Annotated in this window: 13 protein-coding genes; 5 read left to right on the plus strand and 8 right to left on the minus strand. The window is 32.9% G+C overall.

Annotated elements, in window-relative coordinates; all coding sequences use genetic code 11:
• Nucleotides 1-73: 73 nt before the first annotated feature.
• From FS85_RS0108035 to FS85_RS15340, 4 genes are all read left to right on the plus strand, one after another.
• Complete coding sequence (locus FS85_RS0108035; RefSeq protein WP_029489344.1) at nucleotides 74-1,507, plus strand: sulfatase-like hydrolase/transferase; 1,434 nt, start codon at nucleotides 74-76, stop codon at nucleotides 1,505-1,507.
• Between the two features lie 219 nt (nucleotides 1,508-1,726).
• Nucleotides 1,727-2,371: an SDR family oxidoreductase gene (locus FS85_RS0108040; RefSeq protein ID WP_010135659.1), complete on the plus strand. Its 645-nt coding sequence runs from the start codon at nucleotides 1,727-1,729 to the stop codon at nucleotides 2,369-2,371.
• A 186-nt stretch (nucleotides 2,372-2,557) separates the two neighbouring features.
• Nucleotides 2,558-5,815, plus strand: a complete 3,258-nt coding sequence (locus FS85_RS0108045) for a glycoside hydrolase family 2 TIM barrel-domain containing protein (RefSeq protein WP_010135660.1) — start codon at nucleotides 2,558-2,560, stop codon at nucleotides 5,813-5,815.
• 169 nt (nucleotides 5,816-5,984) lie between these two features.
• Nucleotides 5,985-7,187, plus strand: a complete 1,203-nt coding sequence (locus FS85_RS15340; protein ID WP_010135661.1) for a family 16 glycosylhydrolase — start codon at nucleotides 5,985-5,987, stop codon at nucleotides 7,185-7,187.
• 19 nt (nucleotides 7,188-7,206) lie between these two features.
• Here FS85_RS15340 and lgt read toward each other — a convergent pair whose 3' ends face one another.
• From lgt to FS85_RS0108080, 6 genes are all read right to left on the minus strand, one after another.
• Nucleotides 7,207-8,034: a prolipoprotein diacylglyceryl transferase gene (gene lgt, locus FS85_RS0108055; protein ID WP_010135662.1), complete on the minus strand. Its 828-nt coding sequence runs from the start codon at nucleotides 8,032-8,034 to the stop codon at nucleotides 7,207-7,209.
• The gene (gene yidD, locus FS85_RS0108060; protein WP_010135664.1) at nucleotides 8,031-8,288 is read right to left on the minus strand and encodes a membrane protein insertion efficiency factor YidD; all 258 of its coding nucleotides are present in this window, start codon (nucleotides 8,286-8,288) and stop codon (nucleotides 8,031-8,033) included. Before yidD ends, lgt begins: the two co-directional genes overlap by 4 nt.
• On the minus strand, nucleotides 8,288-9,766 hold the full coding sequence (cysS, locus tag FS85_RS0108065; RefSeq protein WP_010135665.1) for a cysteine--tRNA ligase: 1,479 nt from the start codon (nucleotides 9,764-9,766) through the stop codon (nucleotides 8,288-8,290). Before cysS ends, yidD begins: the two co-directional genes overlap by 1 nt.
• 121 nt (nucleotides 9,767-9,887) lie before the next feature.
• Nucleotides 9,888-10,586, minus strand: coding sequence for an FKBP-type peptidyl-prolyl cis-trans isomerase (locus FS85_RS0108070; protein ID WP_010135666.1), 699 nt, complete (start codon nucleotides 10,584-10,586; stop codon nucleotides 9,888-9,890).
• A gap of 5 nt (nucleotides 10,587-10,591) precedes the next feature.
• Nucleotides 10,592-11,113: an FKBP-type peptidyl-prolyl cis-trans isomerase gene (locus FS85_RS0108075; RefSeq protein WP_010135667.1), complete on the minus strand. Its 522-nt coding sequence runs from the start codon at nucleotides 11,111-11,113 to the stop codon at nucleotides 10,592-10,594.
• Entirely contained in the window at nucleotides 11,103-12,134 is a 1,032-nt protein-coding gene (locus FS85_RS0108080; protein ID WP_010135668.1) for a DHH family phosphoesterase, read from the minus strand. Before FS85_RS0108080 ends, FS85_RS0108075 begins: the two co-directional genes overlap by 11 nt.
• A gap of 96 nt (nucleotides 12,135-12,230) precedes the next feature.
• Here FS85_RS0108080 and FS85_RS0108085 point away from each other — a divergent pair, with 96 nt between their 5' ends.
• The gene (locus FS85_RS0108085; protein ID WP_010135669.1) at nucleotides 12,231-12,659 is read left to right on the plus strand and encodes a nucleoside-diphosphate kinase; all 429 of its coding nucleotides are present in this window, start codon (nucleotides 12,231-12,233) and stop codon (nucleotides 12,657-12,659) included.
• 39 nt (nucleotides 12,660-12,698) lie between these two features.
• Here the strand turns inward: FS85_RS0108085 and FS85_RS0108090 are convergent, their stop codons facing one another.
• Nucleotides 12,699-13,319, minus strand: a complete 621-nt coding sequence (locus FS85_RS0108090; RefSeq protein WP_010135671.1) for an alpha-ketoglutarate-dependent dioxygenase AlkB family protein — start codon at nucleotides 13,317-13,319, stop codon at nucleotides 12,699-12,701.
• A 3-nt stretch (nucleotides 13,320-13,322) separates the two neighbouring features.
• Nucleotides 13,323-14,159: a methylated-DNA--[protein]-cysteine S-methyltransferase gene (locus tag FS85_RS16115; protein ID WP_010135672.1), complete on the minus strand. Its 837-nt coding sequence runs from the start codon at nucleotides 14,157-14,159 to the stop codon at nucleotides 13,323-13,325.
• Nucleotides 14,160-14,445: the final 286 nt, after the last annotated feature.

Genomic DNA, 14,445 nt, shown 5'->3' on the forward strand with positions numbered 1-14,445 from the left:
ACATCACTTTAATGATTGTCTACACAACTATATACTACTAAAAAACAAATCTTTATTCAGTAAAATTATGCAGATGAAAAAACTATATTCCCTAGGTTTCTTTTTGTTAACAACCTTAATTTCTTATGCACAAAAGCCAAATTTGGTTATTATTCATACAGACGAACACAATTTTAGAACCTTAAGTTGCTACAGAGATAACTTACCTGAAAATGAAGCCTATGTATGGGGAAAAGGTCTAGGAGTTAAAACTACCAATATTGATAAGATTGCCAAACAAGGAGCTATTTGTATGAATTATTATGTTACTTCTCCTGTATGTGCTCCCTCTAGAGGTTCCTTAATTTCTGGTTTGTATAGACAACATCATGGAGTTACCAAAAATGAACTTCCTATTAAAAAAAATACAAAAACCATTGCACATATTTTAAGCGAAAATGGGTACGCAACATCCTACGTAGGCAAATGGCATTTAGGAGATGAAAGAAAAAAATACAAGTTTACAGAAACCTACAAAGGTGGTTTTTTGGATAACGAATTTATGATGAATAAAGGCCATAACCCATACTTTATGATGAAAAATGGTAAAGTAATTGGTGCTATGAACGATAAAAAATACGAATCTGCAGCTGATAAAAGCAATATCGTACATGCAACCGATTTTTTTGTAGACAAAACCATAGAAATCATCAACAGAGATCATCAACAACCTTTTTTTGTTATGGTTTCTATTCCAGATCCTCACACTCCAGATTATGCAAAACCGCCCTACAATTCTTTGTACAATCATCTAGACTTACAAGCCCCTGAAACCATGAGTGCCACAAGTATTAAAAACCGACCTGAATGGGCAAACAATAAAAAAAACGATGTAAGCCATGAAGGATTTAAACCGCAAAAGCTGAAACAATATTTTGGAATGGTTAAACACATTGATGATCGAATAGGAGACATTCTAAAAACCTTAGATAAACTACAAATTTCTGACAATACCATTTTAATTTTTACCTCAGACCATGGTGATATGTTTTACGAACATGGTAGAATGAACAAAAGTGTACCTTATGATGCTGCTATGAAAGTACCTTTTGTAATACGATATCCTAAAAAAATTAAAGCTCAAAAAATTATAGAAACCGTTCAAAACAACGTAGATTTTGTTCCCACGATGTTAGGTATTATGAATATACAAACATCCGTTGCGTTTGACGGAGACAACAATGCTTCTGATTTTTTATCCAAAGAAGCACATGTTAATCGACCTAATTACATTCACGTTTCATCAGCTTCTAATTCTTGGGTTGCTTTGGTAAATAAAAAATACAAATTAATTTTACACAAGCAATACACTCCTACCTTGTTTGATTTAGACAAAGACCCTCATGAAACTACAAACGTTTTTAACACTAAAGGCTATCAAAAAATTTCAGAAAAATTGAAAGATATATTAATCAAACGAATGAAAAAACACAATGAAATTGCCTACCATAAAGGCTTACAATATTAGCAACATCTTAATCTTTAGAAAACTTTCTTTTTTAATAAAACTATCTAAAAATCGAGCTATTTTTCAAATTTAAGGTAAAATTACTCTACTTTGGTTTACTATTTGATGCTTTTTCATTAAGCACGATATTGTGCTCAATCTTTAGTGATGCTCACTCTAGCTTGTGTTCACAAGTATAGTTTTTTCTGATACAACATCACACCAAAAATAAATCAGCATATGAAAGTATTGATTATTGGAGCCAATGGAAATATTGGTCAACAAGTAGCTCAAAAACTAAAAAAATCAAATCATCAACCTATAGCAATGTTACGCAAACCTGAACAGCAAGCAACATTTGCAGAAAAAGGAATAAACACTGTTATTGCAGATTTAGAAGAAGATTTTCAACACGCATACAAAGGAATTGATGCAGTGATATTTACTGCTGGTAGTGGCGGACATACCTCTGATGAGAAAACACATTTAATAGACAGACAGGGAGCTAAAAAAGCCATCGACTTAGCAATAAAAAACAAAATAGATCGATTTGTTATGGTAAGTTCTATGGGATCTGGACAATCACAAGAAAATTGGCCTAAAGATTTAATTCCGTATCTACAAGCAAAAACAGATGCAGACGAACACCTGCTTCATAGTGGATTGAATTACACAATTTTAATGCCGGGGACCTTAACAGACAAATCTGCAACCAATAACATTACATTAAGTAGTGATTTAGAACAAAAAGGCAAAACAGTTCCCCGTACTGATGTTGCAACAGTAATTACCAAAGTTATAGACCATCCTAATGCGTACGAAAAAAGTTTTGAATTTGTAAGCGGTGAAACCCCTATAGATACAGCTTTGCAACAAATTGCTTAACAGCATCCGTATACATACAAATGTATATTTTAGAATACCTCCGTAGAATTACGGAGGTATTTTTATATTTTCCTATTTTGTGTTATAAATTCAACATATAGTACACAGGATAAGACAAAAGTTACTCTATATTGTTGGATTCAGATTGTATTTTAGCACATTCAACTAGATGATTAAAAACCAATAATGAAAAAATTTGTAATCCTTTTAAGTACAGTACTCTTTTTACAAAGTACCAAAGCACAAAAAAATGATTGGGAAAACCCACATGTTAACCAAATTAACAAAATGCCTGCTCGTAGCACTTTTTACGAATACGAGAACAAAACTCAGGCTATACAGGCAGACAGAAGCCAATCTAAATACTTTACATCGTTAAACGGAGATTGGAAATTCTACTGGGTAGCAAAACCTGCGGATGCCATTCAAGATTTTGAAAAAACAGATTACGATACTAGTAAATGGAACACTATTGATGTGCCTTCAAACTGGGAAATGAGAGGTTATGGTACTCCAATATACACCAACTCTACATATCCATTTTTTAGTGATTTTCCAAACATTAACCATAACGACAATCCTATAGGTCACTATACAAAGACTATACAATGGGACAATGCCTGGGAAAACAAAGATGTAATTTTGCACTTTGGAGGAGTCTCATCAGCGTATTACGTGTGGGTAAATGGAAAATTTGTTGGCTATAGTGAAGACACTCGTTTGCCATCGGAATACGACATAACCAAGCATCTAAAAAAAGGAGCTAACAAAATTGCCGTAAAAGTATACCGATGGGCTGATGGTAGTTATTTAGAAGCACAAGACCATTGGAGAATGAGTGGTATTGAAAGAGAAGTTTATCTACAAGCTGTTCCAAAAGTTCGTTTGGCTGATTTTACCATCCGTACCGATTTTGATGAAAACTACCAAGATGCTTTGTTACAAATTAGACCTCAAATAGTAGCCAATGTAGCTGATAAATACATAAAAAAAGTGGGGCATTTTGGTACTGCACCCTTAAAAACAAAATTTGATAACTGGACCTTAACTGCGGAATTAATTGATGCAGAAGGAAACACTATAAACACCGAAAATATAAAATTAGGTAAATTCTTTGGAGAGTTTTATCCACAAAGAGACAACGTATATTTTGGATTGATGGAATCTAAAATTAAAGCCCCTAAACAATGGTCTTCGGATAATCCTTATTTGTACACTTTGGTATTTACTGTTAAAGATAACAAAGGAATAGAACAACAATTTACAAGTACCAAAGTAGGTTTTAGAGAAGTATTAATTGATGAAAAAGGTCGCTTTTTAGTAAATGGAAACGTAGTTAAAATGATTGGTGTCAACCGTCATGATCATAGCATGACCAACGGAAAAAGCATTACTAGAGCCGATATGGAAGCAGATGTAAAACTGCTAAAACAATTTAACTTTAACGCTGTAAGAACATCACATTACCCTAACGATCCCTATTTTTATGAGTTATGCGATCAATATGGATTGTATGTAATGGACGAAGCTAACCTTGAATCTCATGGAACTAGAGGACAACTTTCTAACCAACCAGAGTGGGGTTCTGCTTATTTAGAAAGAGCCATTCGTATGGTGGTAAGAGATAAAAATCATCCTAGTATTGTAATGTGGTCTTTGGGGAACGAATCTGGTATGGGACCTAACCATGCAGGAATGGCAGGATGGATTAAAGAGTACGATCCTACTCGTTATATCCATTACGAAGGAGCACAAGGACAGCCAGCACATCCCAATTATAAGAAAAAATACTTTAACATTGGAAAAGGAAACCCAACGGATCCTAAATGGGTAGATATGATTAGTAGAATGTATCCAAATCCTGATGCTTTACAAAGCTTAATTGACGATACTGCTGCAATAGACAACAGACCCGTAATTATGTGTGAATATGCACATGCAATGGGAAATTCTGTAGGAAATATGGCTAAATACTGGGACATTATTTACAAGAACGATCGTGCTATGGGAGGTTATATTTGGGATTGGATAGACCAAGGAATATTAACCAAAACCAAAAGCGGTGTAGAGTATCTTGCTTATGGTGGTGATTTTGGAGACACACCTAATGATGGAACATTTTGTATTAACGGTATTATTGCTGCCGATAGAACTCCCAAACCTGAAATTTATGAATGTAAAAAAGTAAATCAACCCGTTGTAATTACTTCTGATGATGCTAAGACAGGACAATTTACCATTCTTAATAGACATCATGCAAAAGATTTATCAGGCTACCAATTAACCTGGGAGTTGGTAAAAAACGGAAAGATCATTAAACAAGGAGATCTTGCATCATTAAACACCTTACCAAATCAGACAGACAAAATTGCTATCAATTTTAAAAAGCCTCGTACAAAAGCTGGTGATGAATTTTTTATCAACATCAAAGGAAGCCTAAAGAACAATACCCTTTGGGCCAAACGTGGATTCCTAGTTTTTCAAGAACAATTTGCACTAAACTACGAAACTCCTAAGGTTAAAGAAATGAGTTCTGGATCTAAACTTATTATAGAAGAAAAAAGCAATAGCATTATTTTACAAACAACTGAAAGCAAAGTTGTTATTAATAAAGAAAGTGGAATGTTAACTGAATTTGTTAAAGAAGGTGTAAATGTTTTATCCGCCCCTCTTAACCTAAACTTTTGGAGAGCGTCTACTGAAAACGATCAAGCATACAGAAAAGCCAAAAAGCAACAAGATGAATTGGTGTGGATGGATGCTAACAATCACTTTGTTGTAAACAATGTAACAGTTACAAACCCTGAAAAAGGAAAAGCAGTCGTTAGCATACAAGGTGTTGTAAAAACTACAAAAACAAAGGTAAACTTAACATATACCTACATTGCTAAAGGAAACTTAAAAGTCGATTACCAAGCAACCATCCCAGAAGGACAACCTAACACACCAAGAATAGGAATGTCTTTTGATATAGACCAACAGTTTCAAAATGTAACTTACTACGGAAAAGGACCACATGCTAACTATGCCGATAGAAACACAGGATCTTTTGTAGGTCTATATAAAGCCAATGCAGACCGTATGAACTATGAATACATTTACCCAGAAGAACACGGAAACCACATGGGTACTCGTTGGTTTAGCTTGCAAAACAAAACAGGCAAAGGAGTATTAATTTCTACCGAAAAAACCATCAATTTTAGCGTATGGCCTTATAGCTTAGAAAATTTACAAGAAGCAACACATACTTACGAGTTAAAAAAACGCAATGTATTTACCGTAAATATAGATGCACAACAAACAGGTGTGGGAGGAGACAATACTTGGTCTTCTATTGCAGAACCTCATAAAGAATATTTACTAACTCCTGGAACTTATGAATATAGTTTTTACCTAACACCATTAACTGGAAAAAAAGTAAAAGCTCAAGAGATAAAATTCTAGTGATTTGTATATTTTTTGTACTAAAAACTCATCATTCTACTTTTTGAATGATGAGTTTTTTATTGCAGAACAAATCAAAACATTTGTAGTAGAAAATAAATCTATCATGACTTTGTAGCAAAAAAGGAACCTATACTTTTAGCTTGTATTAAACCAATAAAAATATATTATGAAAATAGCTTGGATTGCTTTAATAGCTTTCAGTAGCAATGTATTTGCTAGTACTTTTGATCCTCCTACACCAAAAAAGGGCTATAGGTGGATTGTTAACGAACAGTATTCTGATGAGTTTAACGGAACTTCGTTAGATCGCTCTAAATGGAACGATACTTTTAAAGGCTGGCAAGGTAGAAAACCAGCTAAATTTGTTCCAGAAACCATTTCTGTAAAAAACGGAACCTTACAAATTAAGAATGCTGTCCTAAAAAATCCACATAACGGATACACCATTGCAGGTGGAGCAGTACAAAGTAAAGAAGAAACCGCTTACTTTGGTTATTATGAAGTGAATTTTAAAGCTTCTAAAATAAATATGTCTACCACCTTTTGGATGTCTAATGGAAAACAATCTGTAGATTTTGAAACTAAAAAAAGTAATGGTGAAAATTGTACCAAAGACAAATACAGTCAAGAACTAGATATTGTAGAAAGCATCGGAGGGACTTTTAACAGAACTGACAAATTCCGTAAACAAATGAATTTTAACACGCATTATCGTTATATTGATTGTAATGGAGGAAAAGAAAAATTTTACTCTGCTGGTAATAATGCCATCGAAGGAAATGGTCAGAAAAGTAATGCTAAACTAAGCTCCGAGTCGTGGGAAGATTTTCATACCTATGGTGCTTATTGGAAAAATGCAAACGAAGTTTCTTTCTATGCAGATAATAAATTTGTAGGAGATGTAAAAGTAAGTACCGAAGTTGTAGAAAAACCTTTTGATAGAGCTATGAAAATAAATATGGTTACTGAAACTTACAATTGGGTAAAACCTGTACCTACTCCAGAAGAACTGAATAACGATGCAATTAATACTTCTTATTATAATTGGGTTAGGGCATATAAATTAATTCCCATAGACCAAGCAACTAGAAATAGTTATCCTGTTGCTATTTTTAAAGAAGAAGCTAAATTAACGACTACTCCAGAAATCATAAAAAAGAAAAAAATAAAGGTGGCTTATACTTACAAAGCCAATCAAGATGCAGAAATCTTGGTAACGGTACTTAATCCCAAAAAACAAATAGTTGCTAAAGGAACTTATAAAGTACTTGCTGGATTTGGAAATGCAGAAGCCCTAATCAAGCTTGATCATAAAATTTCTAAAAAAGAGCAATACACTTATCAAATTAGTTTATTGTTTCCTTACTAATACAAAAAAAGACCTAACTTTAATTTAAGTTAGGTCTTTTGTCTTTTCTATTTATTGCATTAATTATAAAATATACTCCTACTAATATTAAAGGTATAGACAACCACTGCCCTGTGTTTAATGCCCATTCCGATCTGTTTTCTACTTGAGCCTCTTTAAAAAACTCAACTACAAAACGAACAGACCATAAAAGTGCAAAGAAAGTCCCGAATAACAAACCTGTTTTTTCAGCTGCCTTTGTTTTCCAATACATGTAAAACAGCAAAGCAAACACAGCCAAATATCCCAAACCTTCGTACAACTGCGTAGGATGTCTAGCAAAATCTTCTTGTAGTTTTACATAAACAAAACCATAATCTGTACCTGTTGGTTTTCCAATTATTTCAGAGTTGATTAAATTCCCCATTCGTATAAACAAGCCTGCTAAAGCAACTGTAATCCCTACTCTATCTAAAATATATAACAAAGGTTTTTTAAGCACTTTTTTTGAAAAGTACCACAAAGAAGCAATAATTCCAATAGCTGCCCCATGACTAGCCAAACCCGCAAAACCTGTAAATCTAAATTCAGGTCTAAATTTAAATGGCAATAATATTTCTTCAGGATGCTGGCTAAAATAAGCCCAATCGTAAAAAAACACATGTCCCAATCTAGCACCAAGTATGGTCGCAAACACCACATACATTAAAAGTTTGTCTAAAACTTCAATTTTAATGTTTTCGTGCTTAAAAATATGTTTCATTATTTGATATCCCAACACAAAAGAAATCACAAACATCAAACTATAAAGGCGTACCAATCCAAACAAATAAATTGGTGGATCCCAGGTAATTGCTAATACATTCATTTTTTTATTTTTTTGTTATTTTCAGGAACTGGATCATATCCTCCTTTTCCCCATGGGTGACAACTGGCAATTCTTTTTAAGGCCAACCATCCTCCAAAAATTAAACCGTGTTTTTGCAAAGCCTCTACACTATATTGCGAACAGGTGGGTTGAAATCTACAGGTGGCAGGTGTAAAAGGTGATATTGCAATTTGATAGAAACGAATTAAGACCAAAAATGGAAAAATCACTATTTTTTGGACTAGCATTTTCATTACTCTACCGTAAATGTAGTTTCTCCTTTTCCATCTTTCAACACAATTCCTAAAGCTTTTAACTCATCTCTAATCTGATCCGACAAACTCCAATCTTTATTATCTCTAGCTACTTTCCTCATATCAATCAACATGTTAACAACCCCTTCTAATTTATTGTTTTCTTGACTTGTATTTTCAGTAAACAAACCTAACACATCAAAAATAAATACGTGTAAAGTGTTTGTAAACAAATCTAAATCTTGTGCTGTTAACTGCTCTTTTCCTTCTTTTAATAAGTTGATGTACTTAACCGATTCGAACAATTGAGCAATTAAAACAGGAGTGTTGAAATCGTCGTTCATTGCATCATAACAACTTTGTTTCCAACTCAAAATATCCAAGCTTGTTGTTTTTGAAGCTTCAACAGTTTTAAGTGTTTTAAGAGCCTCCATTAACTTTACATAGCCTTTTTCTGAAGCTTCTAGAGCTTCTGATGAAAAATCTAATATACTTCTGTAATGGGCTTGCATCATAAAAAAACGAACCACAGCAGGCGAAAAAGGTTTGGACAACAAATCATTATGACCAGAAAATAGTTCTCCGGGCAAAATATTGTTTCCTGTTGATTTAGACATTTTTTGTCCGTTCATAGTCAACATGTTCGCATGCATCCAGTAGTTTACAGGATTGTGTCCGTTACAAGCTTCTGCTTGTGCTATTTCACACTCGTGATGCGGAAATTTTAAATCCATTCCACCACCATGTATATCGAATTTCTCTCCTAAATACTTGGTGCTCATTGCAGTACACTCTAAATGCCAACCTGGAAATCCTAATCCCCAAGGTGAAGGCCAACGCATAATATGTTGTGGGCTTGCTTTTTTCCACAAGGCAAAATCTTGTGGATTCTTTTTTTCCGACTGTCCATCTAACGTACGTGTATTGTGCACAGCATCTTCTATTTTCCTCCCAGACAAAACTCCGTAAGTCTTACTTTCGTTGTATTTTAACACATCAAAATATACAGAACCATTTATCTCGTAGGCAAAACCTTGAGAGACAATTTTTTTGATGATTTCAATTTGCTCAATAATATGACCAGTAGCCGTAGGCTCTATACTTGGTGGTTGGTTGTTTAGTTTTTTTAGAATATCATGAAAATCTAAGGTATAGCGTTGTACCACTTCCATAGGTTCTAACTGTTCTATTCTTGCCTTTTTTGCTATTTTATCTTCTCCTTCATCAGCATCATCTTCCATGTGACCTGCATCGGTTATGTTTCGAACATAGCGTACTTTGTACTCTAAATGTTGTAGGTATCTAAATACCATATCAAAACTCATAAAAGTACGTACGTTTCCTAAATGCACATTGCTATATACGGTGGGTCCACAAACATACATCCCTACATTTCCTGGGGTTACCGTCTCAAACAATTCTTTTGTTTTGCTAATAGAGTTGTATATTTTTAATGGTTGTTCCTTAAATAAGCTCATGAATAATTTTTATTTTTTGAAAGCGTAAATATAAACTTTCTAAAATGATTTTTGGCAAACAAAAAACCTCAATTGAGAGCTTTCTCAATTGAGGTTTGTAGTCGTTGTAAAACGAAATTGATTACTCTACAATTTCTAATAATTCTACTTCGAATACTAAAGGCATGTAGTTTTTAATAACTCCTTGTCCTCCTTGTGGTGCATTTGCCCCATATGCCAATTCTTGAGGAATGTAAAATTTGTATTTAGACCCTACACTCATCAACTGTAATCCTTCTGTCCAACCTGGAATTACTCTGTTCAATGGAAATTCAGCTGGTGTACCTCTATCTACAGAACTATCGAATACTTCTCCTTTAGGAGTAGTACCGTGGTAATGAACTTTTACAGTTTGCTCAGCAGTTGGTTTTTCTCCTGTTCCTTCTGTTATTACTTCATATTGTAATCCACTTTCGGTAACTTGTATACCTTCTTTTTTCTTATTTTTCTCTAAAAAAGCTTCTCCTTCTTTTTTTATTTTTTCTCCTGCTTTTTCTGATTTCTTCTTTGTATAAGCAATTAAAATTGGAGCAATCTCTTTTTGAGACAACAGCGTTTTTGAACTGTCGGCAGCTTCTTTCATTGCTTGGTTTAATACTGCGTAATCTAAATTTTCAAAATCTTCACTTACTCTAAAATTTAATCCTATGTAAGCTCCTAATGCGTAACTTACTGAATCTTGTTCTGTTGCTAAAGAAGTTTTTCTTGCTGCTTGTTGGTTACCACAAGAAGCCATTCCTGCTACTACTAATCCTAAAGCGATTCCTTTAATAATATTCATTGTGCTTAATTGTTTATATTTAAAAGTTTAATTTTTACAACTATGGGCATATTTGCCTTAATTTTCTTTCCATCTCCTGAAAAACCATGGGCTACAAATGAAGTAAAAATAAATTTAATTTCCTCATCTTCGTGCATTAATTTCACTCCTTCTTTTATTCCTACAATCAGATCTGAGGTAGCTACTCTACTTTTTATAATTTTCTTTGGGTATATCAATTCATCATTTAAATTGTATACCGTTTTCTCAAATCTGTAAAGTGTGTTTTTATTGACTTGTTCCTTTGTTTTTTTGGACTTTTGGGTTACCGCATAAGCAAAACCAAAAGGTGAAAATTGATAAGATAAAAGTGTGTCTTTTTGAATGTATTCTTCTAAAAGCTGTTCTTCTAACTTTCTAATTTTTTTATTTATAAGTATAGAGTAATTTTCTGTTGATGATTTTTTTTTGTTAATGGGTCTCCTGGGTTCAGGACGATTGCAAAAAACCATCAATAGACTCAACACCACCAAACTCTTATATTTCATAAGAAACTAATAATTCTTGTTTGTAATTAGGTATCAAATGTAAGAATTTTGAAACAGTTTCTTCCAATGTTAACATTGATCTTGCTCCTGCTGCATTGTCATGTCCGCCTCCATCAAAGTACTTTCTTGCAAACTGATTTACAGAAAAAGATCCTTTAGATCTAAAAGAAATTTTTATAATTCCTTGATCTTTATCTTCTATAAAAATGGCAGCCAGTACAATTCCTTTTAAAGACAAGGCATAATTTACCACCCCCTCGGTATCTCCTTTTTCGTAATTGTAATCTAACAATTCTTGATGTGTTAATGTAATATAAGCAGTTTTACAATCTTGTAGTACTTTTAAATTGGTTAATGCCTTTCCTAACAACTGAAGTCTACTGTAGGAATTGTTTCCAAATACAGAGTTGTGTATGTCAGAGTTTTTTGCTCCTCTATCAATCAAATCAGCTATAATTCTATGTGTAGTACTTGTTGTTGATGCAAATCGAAAAGAACCTGTATCGGTCATAATTCCTGTATAAATACAAGTAGCAATTTCCGAATCAATCAAATCTAATTGTCCCAAAGCTTCAATATAATGATATACCATTTGACAAGTAGAACAAATAGAGGTATCAGAATAAGTTACCATAGCTATAGTATCTGGTTCTTGATGATGGTCTATCATAATAAAATCACCCTGATAAGCCTCTAAGCCATTTTGCATATCATCACCTACCCTGTGCAATGCATTAAAATCTAATAAAAAAACAACTTCTGCTTTGTCTAAAGCTCTTTTAGATTGCTGATTCTGAAGATCGTACCTATACACCTTTTCTGCTCCTGGCATCCATGAAATAAAATCAGGAATTCCATTGGGTAACACAACGGTAACTTGATGTCCTAGTTTTTCATAAAATTTAGACAATGCCAAAGAAGATCCTACAGCATCACCATCTGGGTTTTTGTGCGAAACGAATACTATTTGTTTGGATTCGTTAAAATACGTTTTTAAAACGTCTATATCATTTGCTCTCATTAACTGCTAAAATACAATTAAAAATGAGTTGTCAAAGCTCCTTTTTTTTTTTGAAAAAACTATATTAGCACCATAACCAAATGATAAAAAAATACTATGGCTAACAACAGAACATTTACTATGATAAAGCCTGATGCAATTGCTGCTGGTAATGCAGGTGCTATTATCCAAAAAATAACCAAATCTGGGTTTAAAATTGTCGCTTTAAAAATGACCCGATTAACACCAGAAAAAGCTTCTGAATTTTATGCTGTGCATCAAGGAAAATCTTTTTACGATAAATTGGTTAAGTTTATGTCTCGTGGTCCTATTATAGCCGCTGTATTAGAAAAAAATAATGCTGTAGAAGACTTTAGAGCTTTAATTGGATCTACCAATCCAGATGAAGCTGCCGAAGGAACTATTAGAAATTTATATGCTACTGATGTTACAGAAAATGCTGTACACGGTTCTGATAGTGATGAAAATGCTGCAATTGAATCTCAGTTTTATTTCTCTAACGAAGAAATTGTATCTTACGATTAAAATTGTATAAAAACTCCTATTCTACAAAAAAGTCTTTCGTTAAACAGAAAGACTTTTTTTGTAATCTACCGTCCTAAAGGTTAAATTTATTCTAGGAGTTGTTATTTTTTTTGTTTTAGGTAAACTATGCAACCAATATTGCTGAGTTGTTCCTTTCATTACAAGTAAACTTCCTTTTAACAAAACAAGATCTACTGTTTGTTTGGTTTCTTTGTGTTTAAAGACAAATTTTCTCTCTGCTCCCAGACTCAACGATGCTATGGCTCCTTGTTTTTTCATTTCTTTTTCACCATCACTATGCCATCCCATTCCCTCATTTCCATCATGATATAAATTTAGCAAACAAGAATTATAGGTTTCTCCTGTAATGCGTTCAATCAATCCTTTTAGCTCTAGCAACTCAGCTGTCCATAAGTTAGCCACTTTTAGACTGTTAGAATATGTATAACTAAATGTGCGTGCTCCGTACCAAGCTACTTTTCTATCCGTAACAATCCTCTTACCAAAAATTACGGTCTCATCATTTTTCCAATGGATAGAACCCATAAATACTTGATAATAATACGTACACATTTTTTTATTTAAAATTCTACCATAAAAAATTGCTTCACCATCAAAGGGTAAAATATTAGGAGTATTTGAAGTTGTAAATAAATCCATTTTTTACTGATGTTTTTGTGCAACTTCCCAGCCTAGCATAGCAATTTTTCTAGCAGCACCCCATCTATAATTTCCATACATCCCAGATTGATGAACTACTCTATGACACGGAATAACAAATGCAATTGGATTTGCACCAATAGCAGTACCAACAGCTCTTACTGCATTTTTATTTCCTACTTTCTCTGCTATCGTTCCATAAGTAGTTAAACTTCCAAAAGGTATATTTAACAATTCTTTCCAAACGTTAAGTTGAAATTTTGTACAATTTAAATGTAAATCAATTTTCTGAAATCCACTACTTTCGTTATTAAGTAGCTTTAAGATATTTAGTTGATGGACAACCTCTTTTTCTATCAATAAAATATCCTTAAACCTTAATTTTAATAAGAAAACAGCCTCTTCTTTGTCATCATGAAACCCCAAATAACAAACTCCTTTTTCTGTAAAAGCAACTAATACTTCTCCAAAAATTGATACGCTATATTGATAGTATATAACAGTATTGTTCTTTTTAAATTCGTCTAGAAAAATCGTGTTTATATATTTTGATGGTTTATCAAAATGTTTATTTCTAAAAGTTTCATCATTATTTATGATATCAAACAAAGACAATTCTGAATGGTTTGAAAATTTCTCTAAACAATTTGTGTTTATTCCTAGCAAAAAAGTATCTAAATCTACGCCTGCCCAATCGATAAACATTTTATTCAAACATGATTTATCAAGACCAATAGAAGATATAATATCTTTAGCGACTAAATATTTTTTTTGATTTTGTTTACAACCAACAATTCTTTCAATTATACTAAAATCTAGTAATTGCTTATTTATTTGCATATCCTTATAATTGGTTGACGAGTAAAAATATACATTTTAACTGATTTATTTTACCTAAAAAAACTACAAAAAATTAAGATTGAAGCTTTATTTTATAAACTTTTAAGATGCTATATAAAAAGCTTAGGTTAAACTTAAAAGTTCCAAAAACTTTAGATAATATTAATGGAATTCAAACCCGCCTTTTCTAGAAACTCTCTCTATCTAAGTTCAAGGTCATCTAGCGGAGTCGAGATGTTTTACCTTTAAAACATGTATCCAAACAAAAACATCCCGATTCTATAAT

Origin of the sequence: Ochrovirga pacifica (assembly GCF_000220525.1) — a bacterium.
Lineage (GTDB): Bacteria > Bacteroidota > Bacteroidia > Flavobacteriales > Flavobacteriaceae > Ochrovirga > Ochrovirga pacifica.